The organism is Micromonospora cabrerizensis, from assembly GCF_022230955.1.
GTDB lineage: Bacteria > Actinomycetota > Actinomycetes > Mycobacteriales > Micromonosporaceae > Micromonospora > Micromonospora cabrerizensis.
The window spans coordinates 1-16,928 of the sequence record NZ_JAKKFI010000071.1; the positions used below are offsets into that span (position 1 = coordinate 1).

Sequence of the window (16,928 nt, forward strand, 5' to 3'; positions counted from 1 at the left end):
AATCCACGCGGTAACTCTCGAAAAACGAACAACAGAACACACGATTGTGTGTTGGTGTTGTTTGACATGTCGATAGAGTTACGGCGGTCATGGCGGAGGGGAAACGCCCGGTTACATTCCGAACCCGGAAGCTAAGCCCTCCAGCGCCGATGGTACTGCACTCGTGAGGGTGTGGGAGAGTAGGACGCCGCCGGACAATCTTCCAGTCGAGGGCCGCCCCATCCGGGTCGGCCCTCGACTGCGTAGCGCCATTGGTGGCGCAATCAGGAAGGATGTACCTGTGAGTTCAGGACCGCAGGGCGGAGACCGTCCCCGTCGCTACGAAGACCGTACTGACGGCGCGGGCGGACGCGACCGCGGCCCGCGCCGCGATGACCGAGACCGGCCCCCGTACCGGGGAGACCGTGACAGCGCTGGTGGCGCCCGCGGCGGCTACGCCGGCGGCCGTGACTCTGGTTCCCGTGGCGGCGACCGGGACAGCTCGCGCTCCAGCGCCCCCCGTGAGGGCGGATACCGTGGCGGCGACCGCGATGGATCGCGCTCCAGCGCTCCGCGTGAGGGTGGCTACCGCGGTGGCGACCGCGATGGTTCGCGTTCGAGTGCCCCGCGTGAGGGTGGTTTCCGTGGTGGCGACCGCGATGGTTCGCGTTCGAGTGCCCCGCGTGAGGGTGGTTACCGTGGCGGCGACCGCGATGGTTCGCGTTCGAGTGCCCCGCGTGAGGGTGGTTACCGTGGCGGCGACCGGGACGGTTCGCGTTCGAGTGCCCCGCGTGAGGGTGGTTTCCGTGGTGGCGACCGTCGCGAGGGCGGTTTCCGAGGTGGCGACCGCGATGGTTCGCGTTCCAGCGCTCCCCGTGAGGGTGGCTTCCGTGGTAGCGACCGCGATGGCTCGCGTTCCAGCGGCCCGCGTGAGGGCGGCTTCCGCGGTGGTGACCGCGAGGGTGGTTTCCGTGGCGGTGACCGTCGCGAGGGCGGCTATCAGGGTGGCGACCGCACCCGCTCCGGCCCGTCCCGCGAGGGCGGTAGCTTCCGTGGCGGTGACCGCGAGGGTGGTTTCCGCGGTGGCGACCGTCGCGAGGGCGGCTTCCGTGAGGGATCCCGGCCCGGCGCGTCCCGCGAGGGCGGTGGCTTCCGTGGCGGTGACCGCGAGGGCGGCTTCCGTGGCGGCGACCGTCGCGAGGGTGGCTTCCGTGGCGGCGACCGGCCGAGTGGCCCGCGTGACGGCGGCGCGCCTCGTGAAGGTGGTTTCCGTGGCGGTGACCGCGAGGGTGGTTTCCGCGGTGGCGACCGTCGCGAAGGCGGCTTCCGTGAGGGATCCCGGCCCGGCGCGTCCCGCGAGGGCGGTGGCTTCCGTGGCGGTGACCGCGAGGGCGGCTTCCGTGGCGGCGACCGTCGCGAGGGCGGTTTCCGTGGCGGCGACCGGGACGGCTCGCGTTCCAGCGCTCCCCGCGAGGGTGGCTTCCGCGGTGGCGACCGCGACGGCTCACGTTCCAGCGCCCCGCGTGAGGGTGGTTTCCGTGGCGGTGACCGCGAGGGCGGTTTCCGCGGTGGCGACCGTCGCGAGGGTGGCTTCCGTGGCGGCGACCGGCCGAGTGGCCCGCGTGACGGCGGCGCGCCTCGCGAAGGCGGCTTCCGTGGCGGCGACCGCGAAGGCGGCTTCCGTGGCGGCGACCGTCGCGAAGGCGGCTTCCGTGGTGGCGACCGGGACGGCTCGCGTTCCAGCGCTCCCCGCGAGGGTGGCTTCCGTGGCGGTGACCGTCGAGAGGGCGGCTTCCGTGGCGGCGACCGGCCGAGTGGCCCGCGTGACGGCGGCGCGCCTCGCGAGGGCGGCTTCCGTGGCGGTGACCGCGAGGGCGGTTTCCGTGGCGGTGACCGTCGTGAGGGCGGCTTCCGCGGTGGCGACCGTGAGGGTGGTTTCCGTGGCGGCGACCGTCGGGACGGCGGCGCTCCCCGTGAGGGTGGCTTCCGTGGTGGCGACCGGGACAGCTCTCGGCCGAGTGGGCCGCGTGAGGGCGGTGGCTACCGTGGCGGTGACCGCGAGGGTGGTTTCCGTGGTGGCGACCGCGAGGGTGGCTACCGTGGTGGCGACCGGACCGGTGCTCCCCGGGGCGACGAGAGGCCTCGTCGCGAGGGCGAGTTCCGCCGCGACGACCGCGCTGGCGGCTCCGAGTCGTACGAGGGTGGGCGTAGCTCGGCCCCGGCACTGCCGGATGACATCGTCGCGACCGACCTCGACAAGGACGTCCGCGCTGAGCTGCTCTCGCTGAACAAGCCGGTCGCCGAGACGGTGGCCCGGCACCTGGTCGCGACCGGTCAGCTGATCGACGAGGACCCGGCCGAGGCGTTGGCGCACGCGCTGGCTGCCCGGCGGCTCGCGTCGCGCATCTCTGCGGTCCGTGAGGCGGTCGGCCTTGCCGCGTACCACGCGGGGGAGTGGCAGTCGGCGATCGCCGAGCTGCGCACGTACCACCGGATGAGTGGTCTGCAGAGCCACCTGGCCGTGCTCGCGGACTGTGAGCGGGCTCTCGGCCGCCCGGAGCGGGCCATCGACCTGTTCCGCGGCGCTGACCGGGAGAAGTTGGACCAGGCCGTCGCGATCGAGCTGCTCATCGTCGCCGCGGGTGCCCGAGGTGACCTCGGGCAGAAGGACGCCGCGGTCGCGATGCTCCAGGTCCCGGACCTCACCAGCGAGGCCACGGTGCCGTGGACAGCTCGGCTGCGGTACGCGTACGCCGATGCGCTGCTCGCGGTGGGCCGACGCGAGGAAGCCCGCGAGTGGTTCTCCCGGGCCGCCGACGTGGACACCGAGGGCGAGACCGACGCCGCCGAGCGGCTGCTGGAACTCGACGGTGTGGTCATCGAGGGCGACGACGAGGACGAGGCCGCCGAGGAGATCGCCGCGGGCCCGGGCGCTCCCGGTGCGGTTCCGGCCCAGCCGGACGCCGACCTGACCGGCGACGACCGCGACGACGACGACGAAGACGAAGACGAAGACGACGACGACGAAGACGACGACGACGACGAAGACGACGACGACGAGGACTTCGACGACGACGAGCAGGACGGTGCTGTCGGCCGCCCTGACGACGACGAGGACTCCGTCAACGAGGACGAGGACCGTCACCCGGACGAGGCCGGCGACGCCGATGCGGCCACCGCTGCCGACGGCAGCGCGAGGTCCGGCGACGCGGTGAGCGCCGACGAGACCGCCCCCACCCGGGGCGACGAGTCGGAGCCGACGCAGCGGTGAACGCGGGCGTGGGGGAGCGGCTGGTCGACGGGTACACCCTGGTCGTGTTTGACCTGGACGGCGTGATCTACCTGATCGACCGGCCGATCCCCGGCGCCGTCGAGGCGGTGGCCCGGCTGCACGACGAGGGGCGGGCGGTGGCGTACGCCACCAACAACGCCTCCCGGCGCTCCAGCCAGGTCGCCGACCTGCTCACCGGGATGGGCGTGCCGGCTCGCCCGGAGGAGGTGCTCACCTCCGCCGCGGCCTCGGCCGAACTGTTGCGCGATCGGCTGCCCGCCGGCGCACCGGTGCTGGTGGTCGGTGCGGAGGCCCTGCGCGCCGAGCTGCGCGCGGTCGGCCTGACCCCGGTCAGCAAGGCGGACGAGAACCCGGCCGCGGTGGTGCAGGGGTACGGGCCGCAGGTCGGTTGGGCCGAACTGGCCGAGGCCTCGGTCGCGGTGCGGGCCGGGGCGCTCTGGATCGCCACCAACACCGACCGGACCCTGCCCAGTGGGCGGGGCCCTCTGCCCGGTAACGGGTCGCTGGTGGCCGTGCTGCGTACGGCCCTGGAGCGGGACCCCGACGTGGTGGTCGGCAAGCCGGAGTCGGCGCTGTTCGAGACCGCCGCCCGGCGCGCGGGCGGTGGCCAGAGCCTGGTGGTGGGTGACCGGCTGGACACCGACATCGAGGGCGCCCGCCGTGCCGGCCTGGACAGCCTGCTCGTGCTCACCGGCGTCAGTGGCGTACCGGATCTGCTGGCCGCCGAGCCGCAGCGGCGTCCCACGTACGTCGCGAGGGACCTGGCGGGGCTCTTCGACCCGGCTGCCGCCGTGCGGGTCCCGGGCCCGGCGGACGCCGGCGGCTGGTCCGTGACCGACCGGGACGGCGTGCTGGAACTGGCCGGGTCCGGCCGGCCGCTGGACGCGTTGGCTGCGCTGTGCGCGGTGGCCTGGTCGGCGTCGGAGCGGGCGCTGCCGAAGATCCGCCCGATCGGCCCGGACGCGGCCCACGCGGTGGAGAGCTTCGGTCTGAGCGCCGCTGCCTGACCGGTCAGGCGAACGGGTCGTCAGAGCAGTTTGCGCAGCTTCAGCAGATCGAACGGGTTGGCCTTGATCGACACTCGGCGGGAGGTCACCGCGCTGGTGACGTCGAGGTCGCCGCGGACCAGGGCGAGCAGGTCATCGCTGGACGTGCTCAGCGCGATCTTGGCTTTGGGGTCGTCGCCGTCGGTCAGCTCGACCAGTCGACCGCCGGTGATGCGGCCGTGGAACGCGGTGTCCAGGTCGGTGATCCGGCAGGCCAGCGTGCGGTCCAGGTCGATCCGTTCGCGCACCGTCTCCGCGTTGCGGTCCAGCCGGGCGGCCAGCTCCTGCAATGCCTGCCGGCACTCGTCCACGCTGGCCACATCTCCCCCTCGCTGATCGCCACGCCGTCCTCGGCACCGTACCGCACGGCACAGTCCGGGGTGCCCGGTAGCGTGACACCTGAACACCTCGCTTCGTGGAAGGACTCAGGCATGCAGGACGCGTGGCGCGCCTACCTCGAACTGGCCATGGGCCTCGCGGAGACGCCCCGGAAGAAGGCTCAGGACGTGGCACGTCGCCTCGTCGGCTCCGGTGGGGCGACCGCCGCCCAACTCCAGGCGCTCGGCGAGGAGCTGGTCACCACCGGCGCGGCCAACCGGGAGGCGCTGACCAAGCTGGTCCGCTTCGAGGTCGACCGGGCTCTCGGCGCGGTCGGGTTGGCCACCGCCGACGAGGTGGCCGAGCTGACCCGGCGGGTGCACGACCTGGAGCGGCAGCTCCGCGAGGCACGCGCCGTCGAGCCGGCCCGGACGCCGACCGCCGGCCCCCGCGAGCAACCCGATCCGACCCTCGCCGCGCCGCCCGGTGACCGGCTGATGCCGTCCGACGGCCCGGCCGGTGCCCCGGTCTCCGCGCCGGCGGCCGAGGGTGCCGTGGCGAAGAAGGCCGTGGCCAAGAAGGCTGTGGCGAAGAAGGCGGTCGCCAAGAAGGCCGTCGCGAAGAAGCCGCCGACGATCAGTCGGCCCGACGACGACACCCCGACCCCGGCGGTCATGCCGGCCGAGAAGGCGGTCCGTCAGCAGCCGCCGGACGCCGCCGAATGAGCCGGCCCGATCCGCCGACCGGGGGTTCGTTCCCAGGCCGGCCCGGTCCGCCGAGTGGGGGTTCGTTCCCGGGCCGGCCCGGTCCGCCGACTGGCGCGTCGTTCGCCGCCCGGCCCGGGCCTCCCGCGGGCGCCCGCCCCGGGCCGCTGCCGGACGTCGGGGACGACGAGGCCCGGCACCCGGCGGTGGACGCCGCCGTACGGGCCATGACCAACGCGGCGACGCTCGCCCCGGCCGACCAGATCGCGCAGTACGAGGCGGCCTACGAGACGCTGCGGGAAACCCTCGCCACCATCGACCAGACCTGAGCCGGACGACCAGGCCTGAGGAGACCGGAGAACCACCCATGGCACGTCGTAACCGGCTGGACGCCGAACTCGTCCGCCGCGGTCTGGCCCGCTCCCGGGAGCAGGCCGCCGCGTTGGTGGAGGCCGGCCGGGTCCAGCTGCGCGGGGTGGTCGCGCGCAAGGCCGCCGCGATGGTCGACCCCGCCGATCCCCTCCTGGTGACCGGAGCGGACCCGGCCGAGGAGTACGTCTCCCGGGGCGGGCACAAGCTGGCCGGCGCGCTGGCCGCGTTCGGCGCCGGCGGGCTGCGCGTCGCCGGGCGGCGCTGCCTGGACGCCGGCGCCTCCACCGGCGGGTTCACCGACGTGCTGCTGCGCGCGGATGCCGCCGAGGTGGTGGCCGTGGACGTCGGCTACGGGCAGCTCGCCTGGCCGCTGCGCACGAACGAGCGGGTCCGTGTCCTGGAACGCACCAATGTTCGTACGCTCGATGCGGAGACGATCGGTGGGCCGGTCGACCTCACGGTGGCTGACCTGTCGTTCATCTCGCTGCGGCTGGTGCTGCCGGCGCTGACCGGCTGCACCCGCGACGACGGTGACCTGGCGTTGATGGTGAAGCCGCAGTTCGAGGTCGGCAAGGACCGGGTCGGCGCGGGTGGTGTGGTGCGCGATCCGGAGCTGCGCGCCGAAGCGGTGCTGGACGTGGCCGCCGCGGCCGAGCGGCTCGGTCTCGGGTTGGCGGACGTGGCCGCCAGCCCGCTTCCCGGGCCGAGCGGCAATGTGGAGTTCTTCGTATGGTTGCGCCGGGGCGCACCGCCGGCCGACCCGCAACGGGTGCGGGCCGTGGTGGCGGCCGGGCCGGACGGCTTGACGACGACCGGCGACGTGCCGGACGTGGCGGCGGCGGAGGAGGTCGCAGGGTGAACGCGCGCAGCGAGAGCACTGGTACGACACGTGCCGGGGCGACGGTGGCGCACCGCCGTCCGTACGGGCTGGTGGCCCGATGAGCCGCACCGCGCTGCTGGTGACGCACACCGGCCGTCGACGTAGCACCGAGCACGCCCGGTCGGTCGCGGCCGACCTGATCGCCGCGGGTTTCGAGGTACGGGTGGTCGCCGACGAGGCCGACGACCTGGACCTACCCGGCGTGGTGCCGGTCGCCGGCCAGCAGGCCGCCGAGGGTGCCGAGATCGTCTTCGCGCTCGGTGGGGACGGCACCTTCCTGCGCGCCGCCGAGCTGGCCCGCCCGGCGAAGGCGCCGTTGCTCGGCATCAACCTCGGCAAGGTGGGTTTCCTGGCCGAGGCGGAGATCGACGACCTGGACGTGGCGGTGCGGGACGTCGTCAGTCGCAACTACACGGTCGACGAGCGGCTCACCCTGGACGTCACCGCCGAGTTCGACGGTGGGCCGACCATCGAGTCCTGGGCGCTCAACGAGATCAGCATCGAGAAGGGCGAGCGGGCGCAGATGCTCGAGCTGCTCGTCGACGTGGACGGGCGCCCGCTGTCCCGCTACGGCTGCGACGGTGTCGTCTGCGCCACGCCGACCGGCTCCACCGCGTACGCGTTCTCTGGTGGCGGCCCCGTGGTCTGGCCGGAGGTGGAGGCGTTGCTGCTGGTGCCGATCAGCGCGCACGCGTTGTTCAGCCGCCCGCTGGTCACGGCGCCGACGTCCACCTTCGTGATCACCGTCGATCCGTTCACGACCCTCGCGGTGCTCTCCTGCGACGGGCGTCGGGTCTACGACCTGCCGCCGGGTGCCCGGGTGACGGTGCGTCGGGGCGCCCTGCCGGTGCGCATCGTGCGGCTGCGCCCGCGCCCGTTCACCGACCGGCTGGTCGCCAAGTTCGCTCTTCCCGTGCACGGGTGGCGCGGCAGCCGCCGGTGACGGTGGCGCACACAGTCGGTGGACGTCGGTTGTCCACCTGACGACATGTCGCCGCTGCGGCGGCTGGTGACTAGTGACCTGGTGACAGGCTCCGACGCAGACTCCGATCGGCCCCCGTCTACGGGTGGTGGGCCTGGAGGAGTAGAGGAGCACATCGCATGCACTGGTCCCCACGCTGGCTCGCCGTCGGCGCGGTCGGCGCGTTGGTGGTCGGCCTCGCCGCACCGGCGTCCGCCGACCCGTCCGCCCGGCCCACCGGCCCGACCGCGGGCACACCCGTCCCGGGCGTCGCGCCCGTTCGTCTCACGCTGATCACCGGCGACCAGGTCGACCTGGTGCGGGCCGCACCCGGCCGGGTCGCCGCCACCGTCCGCCCGGGACCCGGGCGCGAGCGGGTCGTGTTCCAGACCTTGGAGGTCGACGGCGCGCTGCGGGTGCTTCCCAGCGATGCCCTGCCCTACGTCTCCAGCGGGGTCCTCGACCCCAACCTGTTCGACGTCCAGGAGTTGGCTGCCGACGGCTACGGCGACGCCGCCCAGGGCAACCTGCCGCTGATCGTGCGTTACCAGGAGCCGGCTGCCGGCCGGGTCCGGCCGCTCGCCGTCGCCGCGGACGCCCGGCCTCTGGAGAGCATCAACGGCGCGGCGCTGCGAGTCGGCAAGGGTGACCTCGGCGGCCTGTGGAGCGCGCTCGCGGGCACGCCGACCACCCGGACCACCGCCGCCGCGCCCCGGCTGGGTGGCGGGATCGCCCGGATCTGGCTGGACGGGAAGGTCCGCCCGACGCTGGAGCACAGCGTGCCGCAGATCGGCGCCCCGGAGGCCTGGGCGGCCGGCCGGGACGGCAGTGGCGTGACGGTGGCCGTCCTGGACACCGGCGTCGACGCCACCCACCCCGACCTGGCCGGACGGATCGCCGAGGCGCGGGACTTCTCCAACAGCGGCAGCGCCCGGGACGGTCACGGCCACGGCACGCACGTCGCGGCCACCATCGCCGGCAGCGGCAACGCGTCCGCCGGGCTGCGCAAGGGTGTCGCACCCGGCGCGCGGCTGCTGGTCGGCAAGGTGCTCGACGACGCTGGCTCCGGCTACGACTCGTCCATCATTGCCGGCATGGAGTGGGCCGCCCACTCCGGCGCGAAGGTCGTCAGCATGAGCCTCGGCGGTGACCCGACCGACGGCACCGACCCGATGAGCCAGGCGGTCAACGACCTGACCGCCGAGACCGGCGCGCTCTTCGTGGTCGCCGCCGGCAACGCGGGCGCGGCGCGTACCGTCGGTTCGCCGGGCGCGGCAGCGGCGGCGCTCACCGTCGGCGCGGTGGACCGCGACGACAACCTGGCGGAGTTCTCCAGCCGGGGTCCGCGGCTCGGCGACAACGGCCTGAAGCCGGAGATCACCGCACCGGGCGTCGGCATCGTCGCCGCGCGGGCCGCCGGCACCACCATGGGTACGCCGGTGGGCGAGGCCTACACGACGGCGTCCGGCACCTCGATGGCCACCCCCCACGTGGCCGGCGCGGCGGCGATCCTCGCCCAGGAACACCCCGACTGGGCTGCCGGGACGCTCAAGGACGCGCTGGTGAGCACCACGAAGGCCAACCCGGCGCTGACCGTCTTCGAGCAGGGTGGCGGCCGGGTCGACGTGGCCCGGGCGCTGAAGCAGCGGGTGTACTCGTCGGCCACCGTCGACTTCGGACGGATCCAGACCGGCACGGCGCCGGTCGAGCGGAGCGTGACGTACACCAACGGCACCGCGGTCGCGCAGACCCTGCGGCCGGCCCTGGAGCTGCGCAACCTGGACAGCGGCGCGGCCGAGACCGACGGGGTCGCCGTCGCCTCCGGCGCGGTGACCGTGCCGGCGGGCGGCAGCGTCGCCGTGCCGCTGCGTGCCGACCCGGCGAAGCTGGCCCGGGGCCCGCACGGTGGCTGGCTGGTGGCGACCGGTACGGACGGCGTCGCCGTGCGCACGCCGGTCGGGCTCACCGTCAGCGGCCCGCTGCACCAGGTCACCATCAAGGTGCTGGACCTCCAAGGTCAGCTGACCCTCTCGCCGGGGTTGACCCTCTTCGGTGAGCAGACCGAGTCGGACTACTGGGGCTGGTGGCCGGGCGAGGGCACCCTCCAGGTCGAGGAGGGCACGTACCTGCTGACCGCGATGATCGAGCACGGCGCCCCCCTGGACGAGCAGTTGACCGAGGCCGTCGAGCCGGAGCTGGTGGTCGACCGGGACCTGACCGTGGTCCTCGACGCGCGCAAGGGCACACCGGTGCGGATCGAGACGCCGAAGCCCAGCGAGCAGCAGGCCACGCTCAGCTACTACGTGCACCGGGTGCTGGCCAACGGCCGGCAGATCGACCACGGCGTGATGGCGTACAGCACCGTCCAGCAGGTCAACGTCACGCCGACCCGCCCGGTGCGCCAGGGTGAGTTCGAGTTCGCCTCGCGCTGGCAGCTCGTCGCGCCGATGGTGGACGCGAAGATCAGCGGGGTGTCCGCTCCACTGGACATCAACCTGCTGGGCACGTCACCGGCGCCGACCGGCCGGCGCAAGCTGCCGCTGGTCTGGGCCGGCACCGGGACGCCCGCCGAGCTGACCCGGGTGCGGGGCGCGGCGGCGCTGCTCGCCGCCGACCCGGACCGTTCCGAGGACGAGCAGGTCGCCGCCGCCGCGGCCGCTGGTGCCGCCGCGGTGCTGATCGTCCGGGCCGCGGACTTCTCCGCGTGGACGGTGTGGCGCCCGCTCGGGGATCGACTGCCGATCCCGTCGATGGTGGTCGCTAACGACGACGGGCAGCGGTTGGTCGCCGCGGCGCGCACGGGCCGGGCGACGCTCGACCTGACGCTCACCGTGGACAGCCCGTACCTGTACGACGTGTGGCAGGTGTCGAAGGGCCGGGTGCCGGAGCGCATCGTGCACACCGTGACCGCGAAGAACACCGCCGAGGTGACCGCGAGCTACGGCGACACGGGTGCCGGCTGGGCCAGCGAGGAGCGGTTCGGCTGGCGTCCGTGGCAGGAGTACTCCTGGAACGACGACCAGCGCATGGTCCGTACCGGCACCACCCGGCAGGAGTTCGTCAGTGCCGGGGACAACTGGTGGCAGCACCGGGTCCAGCACAAGCTCATGTTCATGCAGTGGGGGCAGTTGACCGGCGGCCTGACCGAGAAGCCCCGGCGCTACGACGCCGACGACCGGGAGACCGAGACGTGGCACGCCCCGGTGATCCGGCCGGCCGTGCCGGCCGGCGGCGGGGTGCCGGTGCCCACGCGCACCGGGGACACCCTGGACCTGCGGGTGCCGGAGTTCGTCGACGCCGGGGGGCACCACGGCGTGGCCGGGACCAGTGAGGAGTCGGACACCGTCGAGGCCCGGGTCAGCCGGGACGGCCAGCAGATCGCCGACCTGTCCGGCGGGTGGGCCCCGGTGCCCACCACGGCGCAGCGGGCCCGCTACCGGCTGGACCTGACCACGAAGCGGTCCTCGGCCGAGTGGCGTTACGGCACCCGGACCGACACGGCCTGGGAGTTCACGTCGGCCCGGCCGGCGGGCGACGCCACGCCGTTGTCGCTGTTGCAGGTGGACTACCAGGTGCCGGCCGACCTGCTCGGCACGGTACGCGGCAACCGACCGCACCAGGTGGGGGTGACCCTGCGCCAGCCGACCGGGGTGGCCGCGCCGACCGGTGCCAGCGTCCGGGTGCAGGTCTCCTTCGACGGGGGCGTCACCTGGCGCAATGCCCCGACCAGGGGCTCCGGCACCCGGTACACCGCGACCGTGCCGGCTGGACGGGGAACGGTGTCGCTGCGGGTGCACGCCGCCGACCGGGCCGGGAACACCGTCGACCAGACGGTGCTCCAGGCGTACGGGCTGCGCTGATCGGGGCGGGCGGGGCGGTGACGCCGTCCCGCCCGCCCGCCCGCCGAGGGGTCCGCCGTCGCCCGACGGTGGGCCCCTCTCGGCGTCAGAGCCAGCCGCGCCGGGCGACCTGGAACGCCAGCCCCGGCCGGGTGTCCACGCCGGCGGCGGCCATCAGGTCGGCGATCCGCCGCTGCACGGTCCGCCGGCTCACCCCGAGCTGGGAGGCGATGGACTTGTCCGGTACGCCGGCCACGAACAGCGACAACAGCCGTGCCTCGTCGGCATCGGGCTGGTAACCGTCGCTCGGGTGGTCCTCGGGCTCCGGTCGCCGGTTCTCGGCCGCCGCGACGCTGAGGGGGTCGTCGAGCCGCAGTCGGGTGGCCACCCGCCAGTGGCTCTCGAAGAGGGCGAGCAGGGCGTCGAGCAGTTGACTGCGACCGATCACGGCGGCGCTCGGCTCGCCACCGTCGCGGTCGGGCACCAACGGGCAGATGGCGGTGCGGGCGTCCACGATGGCCAGTCGGACCGGCAGCCGGTCCAGCACCCGGGCCTGCTCGCCAGCGGCGACGCCCTTGGCCAGGTCGGCCAGCGCGCCCGGTTCCAGCAGCAGGTCACGCTCGTAGATGGCCCGGTAGGTCACCCCCCGGGCCAGCGCGTCGAACTCCTCGACGTTCTCCGGGCCGGCCATCGCCAGGGGGTTGGCCCGGCAGAACCAGAGCACCTCGGTACGCGCCGAATTCTGCAGATCGCGCAGACGGTCCCGGAGGACCCGGGCGCCGGTGATCACCTCGACGAGGTGGTCGACGTGCTGCCGGCGCAGCCCGGAGCGGTACTCCTCGGCCAGTTGGGTGACCCGGCGGCGGGCCGCCTCCAGGTCCTCCTGGCGACGCAGCAGCGCTCCACCGAGGGCGACGTCCGGGGCGGTCGGGCGCAGTGGCGCGTCGGGGTCGGCGTCGGTGGGCTGCACCAGACCCTTGGCGCGCAGGGCCTCGACCTGGGCGACGACCTGCTCGCGGGGACGGTGCAGCCGACGCACCAGGTCGTCGACGCGCGCCACCGTGAGCTGGAGCAGGCAGCGGTAGAGCTCCTCTTCAGCCGAGGTCAGGCCGATCACGTCCAACACGGGGCAGAACTGTACGTCGGCCGGATGCCGGCCGATCCCAGGCCCGTCGGCTGGTCAAGTGTCGGGCCTCGCGTCTACTGTCGGTGGCTGTGCTGGAAGAGCTGCGTATCACCGGACTGGGCGTCATCGACGACACCACGCTGCCGTTGACCGGCGGGATGAACGTCATCACCGGCGAGACCGGTGCGGGCAAGACGATGGTGGTCACCGGCCTCGGCCTGCTCTTCGGCGGTCGGGCCGACGCCGGGCGGGTTCGCGCCCAACCCGGCCGGGCGGTGGTGGAGGGGCGGTTGCGCCTGACCGGGCGGGTCGCCGACGCCGTGCACGCGCGGATCACCGAGGCCGGTGGGGAGCCCGACGAGGACGGCTCGGTGCTGCTGAGCCGCACGGTGACGGTGGAGGGGCGCTCGCGCGCCCACGTCGGGGGCCGGAGCATGCCGGTGTCGATGCTCGGCGAGGTCGGCGAGCAGGCGGTGGCCGTGCACGGGCAGTCCGACCAGCTGAGGTTGCTGCGCCCGGCCGAGCAGCGGGCCGCACTGGACCGGTTCGCCGGGCCCGCGCACGAGAAGCTGCTCGACGCGCTGCGCGAGGCGTACGCGGGGTGGCGGCGGGTGGTCGACGACCTGGCCGACCGGCGGCGCAACGCCCGCGAGCGCAGTCAGGAGGCCGATCTGCTGCGGCTGGGCCTGGACGAGATCACCCGGGTCGATCCGCAGCCCGGTGAGGACGACGAGCTGAAGACCGAGGCGCAGCGGCTGGAGCACGCCGAGGGGTTGCGCACGGCCGCGCAGATCGCCCAGCAGTGTGTGGCCGGTGGCGCCGAGGCCGCCGAGGAGACGCCCGACGCGGCGGCGCTGCTCGGGACGGCCCGTCGGACCCTGGAGGCGCAGGCCGGCACCGACCCGGCGCTGGGTGAGTTGGCGTCGCGCCTGGAGGAGGCCGCCACGCTGGTCACCGACGTGTCGGCGGAGCTGTCGGCGTACCTGGCGACGCTCGATGCGGATCCGGCCCGGTTGCAGCACGTCTACGAGCGGCGGGCGGCGTTGCGCGCCCTGACCCGCAAGTACGCCGACGACGTCGACGGGGTGATCGCATGGGCGGATCGGGCGCGCACCCGACTGTCCGACCTGGACACCTCCGACGACCTGCTCGACGAGTTGGAGCGGGAGGGCCAGCGGCTCGCCGCCGAGGTGGCCGACCTGGCCGGGCGGGTGTCGGCCTCCCGGCAGGAGGCGGCGGTCCGGTTCGCCGACCAGGTCACCGTGGAGCTGGCCGGGCTGGCCATGCCACACGCGCGCATCGAGGTGGCGGTGCTGCCCCGCCCGGCCGGGCGCGCCGAGCCGACGCTGTCGGTCAACGGTGTCGAGGTGGGTGTCACCCCCGATGGTGGTGACGAGGTGGAGCTGCGGTTGCTGGCCCACCCGGGCGCGCCGTCGCTGCCGTTGCAGCGCGGTGCCTCCGGCGGTGAGTTGTCGCGGGTGATGCTCGCCATCGAGGTGGTCTTCGCGGGCTCGGGTGGTCCGCCCACGCTGGTCTTCGACGAGGTCGACGCCGGGGTAGGCGGTCAGGCGGCGGTGGAGATCGGCCGGCGGTTGGCGCGACTGGCCCGCAGCCACCAGGTGCTGGTCGTCACGCACCTGCCGCAGGTGGCCGCGTTCGCCGACCGGCACCTGGTGGTGGCGAAGGACACCGGAGGCGCGGTGACGACCAGTGGGGTGCGGGTGGTGGAGGACACCGAGCGGGCCCGGGAGCTTGCACGGATGCTGGCGGGTTTGCCCGACTCCGATCTGGGTATCGCCCACGCCGAGGAGCTTCTGGCCGTGGCCGCCAAGGAAAGGCGGTTGTGACGCCGCGTATTGTGAGCGCAAGCACACCGGCTTGTGCCGACGTGTGCTTCCCTGGGTAGGCGGCCCTGCTCAGGCATGTCGCGACAGAAAAGCCTGCCTCACATGCCAGGATGGTCACGATGCGTCTACCCACGTTGCGCCGGAACAGGAACTCCGAACCGGGCAGAGTCCTCGGCACCGCGCGCCTTGATCGCCGGACGAAACGCCTGGTCGGTCGGCTGCGCCCTGGTGACATCGCGGTCATCGACCACGTCGACCTGGACCGGGTCGCGGCGGATTCGTTGGTGGCTGTCGGTGTCGCGGCGGTGCTCAACGCCAAGCCGTCGGTCTCCGGCCGCTACCCGAACCTCGGCCCGGAGGTGCTGATCGCCGCCGGCATCCCGCTCCTCGACGACCTCGGCGAGGGCGTCTTCGAGCGGGTCCGCGAAGGCGACCAGGTGCGCATCGAGGGCAACACGGTCTTCGCCGGTGACGAGCCGGTGGCCCACGGCAGCCTGCAGGACGCCGAGACGGTCGCCAAGGCGATGGCCGACGCCCGCGAGGGCCTGTCGGTGCAGTTGGAGGCGTTCGCCGCCAACACGATGGACTACCTGCGCCAGGAGCGCGACCTGCTGCTCGACGGCGTGGGCGTGCCGGACATCGAGACCCAGATGCAGGGTCGGCACTGCCTGATCGTGGTGCGCGGCTACGACTACAAGGCCGACCTGGATGTGCTGCGCCCGTACATCCGGGAGTTCAAGCCGGTGCTGATCGGGGTCGACGGCGGCGCGGACGCCCTGGTCGAGGCGGGCTACACCCCCGACATGATCATCGGGGACATGGATTCGGTCACCGACGACGTGCTGCGCTGCGGCGCGGAGGTGATCGTGCACGCGTACCCGGACGGGCGGGCCCCGGGCCTGCCCCGGGTCAACGGCCTCGGCGTCCCGGCGGTGACCTTCCCGGCCGCGGCGACCAGCGAGGACCTGGCCATGCTGCTGGCCGACGAGAAGGGCGCCTCGCTGCTGGTCGCGGTGGGCACCCACGCCACCCTGGTCGAGTTCCTCGACAAGGGGCGCGGCGGGATGGCCTCGACCTTCCTGACCCGGCTCAAGGTCGGCGGCAAGCTGGTCGACGCCAAGGGTGTGAGCCGGCTCTACCGGCAGAGCATCTCCGGCTCGTCGTTGCTGCTGCTGGTGCTGTCGGCGATCGCGGCGATGGCGTCCGCGGTGGCCGTTTCGACCGTCGGGAAGGCGTACCTGGGCGTGGTCGCCGAATGGTGGGACAATTTCGTGTTCCAGCTGTACCGGCTTTTCTAGTTCCCGACCGATCAAGAGGCTGCAAGCGTGATCAACTTCCGCTACCACGTGGTGTCCCTCACCGCGGTCTTCCTGGCTCTGGCGATCGGCCTGGTGGTCGGCACAGCCGCCCTCAACGGCCCCGTCGCCGACTCTCTCGAGGGGCAGGTCACCGGGCTGCGCAAGGACAACCAGAACTGGCGTCAGACGGTCAGCAACATGGAGAAGCAGCTCGGCATGGAGGAGAAGTTCGCCGAGGAGATGTCGCAGGTCTTCCTGCCCGGCACCCTCACCGGGCGTCGGGTGGTGGTGCTCAGCCTGCCCAACGGGCGTGACCACACCGAGGGTGTGCTCAAGAAGCTCCAGCTCGGCGGTGCCACCATCACCGGTCGGGTCGACCTTCAGGACAAGTTCATCAACCCGGACAACAACTCCAACCTGCTGGAGTTGGCCGTCACCGCCGCCCGCCCGACCGCGCAGACCACCGGTCTGCCGGGCAACGGGCACGGCGTGGAGACCTCCAGCGCTCTGCTGGCCAGCGTCCTGCTCGACCGGTCCCAGGGCACCGCGCCGGTCAGTGACGCCGACCGGCGGGCGGTGCTGGCCGCGTACAACAACGCGGGCTACCTGACCACCGACAGCAACAAGGTCACCGGCTCGGCGGAGGCGGTGGTCGTGGTCAGCGGCCAGCCGTACGTCGACAAGGACTCCGACAAGCGGGACGAGTCGGTCGTCAAGATCGCCGAGCAGTTCGACCGCACCGGGTCGATCGTGGTCGCCGGCAACGGTTCCGTCGGCGGCAACCTGGTGTCGGTGGTCCGCGGTGACCCGGTGCTCGCCCAGACCATCTCGACGGTCGACAACGCCAACACCGGGCAGGGTCAGCTGGTCACCAGCCTCGCCCTGGTGCAGCAACTCACCGAGAAGAAGGCCGGGCAGTACGGCGTCGGCGACAACGCCGCATCCCTGCTGCCTAGACTGCCCCAGTGAGCGAACGACGTACCCCCGTGTCCGTAATCGACGAGGCGGCGCGCGCGCACCGGAGGGTGGCGTGAGGGCGCTGGGCCGGCTGCTGATCGCCGGCGCTGGCGCCGCGGCGGCCCGGTACGCGCTGCGCGAGGTGCGGACCTCGCCGGCCGGGCCCGCGTTGGACCGCACCAACTTCCGTGGTCGCACGGTGAGCCTGGCCGCCGGTCCGGCGCTCGCCGCCGGTGCTGCCGCCGCAGGCGCGTTCGGTGCCACCAGCGGCGCGTCCGGTGGGGCGGCCCTGCTCGCCGGCATCGGTGA

Annotated in this window: 13 protein-coding genes, 1 rRNA gene and 1 pseudogene; 12 read left to right on the plus strand and 3 right to left on the minus strand. The window is 73.5% G+C overall.

Features of this window, described 5'->3' with window-relative positions:
- Positions 1-79 precede the first annotated feature (79 nt).
- Positions 80-196: ribosomal RNA gene (gene rrf, locus LADH09A_RS18365) — 5S ribosomal RNA — on the plus strand.
- A gap of 1,287 nt (positions 197-1,483) precedes the next feature.
- Here the strand turns inward: rrf and LADH09A_RS18370 are convergent.
- Positions 1,484-2,299 (minus strand): hypothetical protein, encoded by an 816-nt coding sequence (locus LADH09A_RS18370; protein WP_238646695.1) that lies wholly within the window; start codon positions 2,297-2,299, stop codon positions 1,484-1,486.
- On the opposite strand from LADH09A_RS18370, the gene LADH09A_RS18375 reads away from it, so the two are divergent.
- Entirely contained in the window at positions 2,288-3,250 is a 963-nt protein-coding gene (locus LADH09A_RS18375; RefSeq protein WP_238646696.1) for a tetratricopeptide repeat protein, read from the plus strand. The genes LADH09A_RS18370 and LADH09A_RS18375 overlap by 12 nt on opposite strands.
- On the plus strand, positions 3,247-4,278 hold the full coding sequence (locus LADH09A_RS18380; protein WP_238646697.1) for an HAD-IIA family hydrolase: 1,032 nt from the start codon (positions 3,247-3,249) through the stop codon (positions 4,276-4,278). The genes LADH09A_RS18375 and LADH09A_RS18380 overlap by 4 nt, the downstream gene beginning before the upstream one ends.
- A gap of 20 nt (positions 4,279-4,298) precedes the next feature.
- Here the strand turns inward: LADH09A_RS18380 and LADH09A_RS18385 are convergent, their stop codons facing one another.
- Positions 4,299-4,637 (minus strand): SCP2 sterol-binding domain-containing protein, encoded by a 339-nt coding sequence (locus LADH09A_RS18385; protein ID WP_088947517.1) that lies wholly within the window; start codon positions 4,635-4,637, stop codon positions 4,299-4,301.
- A gap of 111 nt (positions 4,638-4,748) precedes the next feature.
- On the opposite strand from LADH09A_RS18385, the gene LADH09A_RS18390 reads away from it, so the two are divergent.
- The 5 genes from LADH09A_RS18390 to LADH09A_RS18410 all read left to right on the plus strand — a co-directional run bounded on the left by LADH09A_RS18390 (position 4,749) and on the right by LADH09A_RS18410 (position 11,412).
- Positions 4,749-5,360 (plus strand): phasin family protein, encoded by a 612-nt coding sequence (locus LADH09A_RS18390; protein WP_238646698.1) that lies wholly within the window; start codon positions 4,749-4,751, stop codon positions 5,358-5,360.
- The gene (locus tag LADH09A_RS18395; protein WP_238646699.1) at positions 5,357-5,668 is read left to right on the plus strand and encodes a hypothetical protein; all 312 of its coding nucleotides are present in this window, start codon (positions 5,357-5,359) and stop codon (positions 5,666-5,668) included. The genes LADH09A_RS18390 and LADH09A_RS18395 overlap by 4 nt, the downstream gene beginning before the upstream one ends.
- Positions 5,669-5,706: 38 nt before the next feature.
- Positions 5,707-6,570, plus strand: a complete 864-nt coding sequence (locus LADH09A_RS18400) for a TlyA family RNA methyltransferase (RefSeq protein WP_238646700.1) — start codon at positions 5,707-5,709, stop codon at positions 6,568-6,570.
- Between the two features lie 79 nt (positions 6,571-6,649).
- Complete coding sequence (locus tag LADH09A_RS18405) at positions 6,650-7,534, plus strand: NAD kinase (protein ID WP_238646701.1); 885 nt, start codon at positions 6,650-6,652, stop codon at positions 7,532-7,534.
- Positions 7,535-7,692: 158 nt separating this feature from the next.
- Positions 7,693-11,412 (plus strand): S8 family serine peptidase, encoded by a 3,720-nt coding sequence (locus LADH09A_RS18410; protein WP_238646702.1) that lies wholly within the window; start codon positions 7,693-7,695, stop codon positions 11,410-11,412.
- 85 nt (positions 11,413-11,497) lie between these two features.
- Here the strand turns inward: LADH09A_RS18410 and LADH09A_RS18415 are convergent, their stop codons facing one another.
- Positions 11,498-12,517: a helix-turn-helix domain-containing protein gene (locus LADH09A_RS18415; RefSeq protein ID WP_238646703.1), complete on the minus strand. Its 1,020-nt coding sequence runs from the start codon at positions 12,515-12,517 to the stop codon at positions 11,498-11,500.
- Between the two features lie 89 nt (positions 12,518-12,606).
- Between LADH09A_RS18415 and recN the strand changes: the two genes are divergently transcribed.
- The 4 genes and pseudogenes from recN to LADH09A_RS18435 all read left to right on the plus strand — a co-directional run.
- Positions 12,607-14,364: a DNA repair protein RecN gene (recN, locus tag LADH09A_RS18420; protein ID WP_238646706.1), complete on the plus strand. Its 1,758-nt coding sequence runs from the start codon at positions 12,607-12,609 to the stop codon at positions 14,362-14,364.
- Positions 14,365-14,483: 119 nt separating this feature from the next.
- On the plus strand, positions 14,484-15,662 hold the full coding sequence (gene steA / locus LADH09A_RS18425; RefSeq protein WP_238646704.1) for a putative cytokinetic ring protein SteA: 1,179 nt from the start codon (positions 14,484-14,486) through the stop codon (positions 15,660-15,662).
- Between the two features lie 27 nt (positions 15,663-15,689).
- On the plus strand, positions 15,690-16,631 hold the full coding sequence (locus LADH09A_RS18430) for a copper transporter (RefSeq protein ID WP_238646705.1): 942 nt from the start codon (positions 15,690-15,692) through the stop codon (positions 16,629-16,631).
- A 61-nt stretch (positions 16,632-16,692) separates the two neighbouring features.
- A pseudogene (locus tag LADH09A_RS18435) lies at positions 16,693-16,928 on the plus strand (hypothetical protein); the annotation flags it as partial.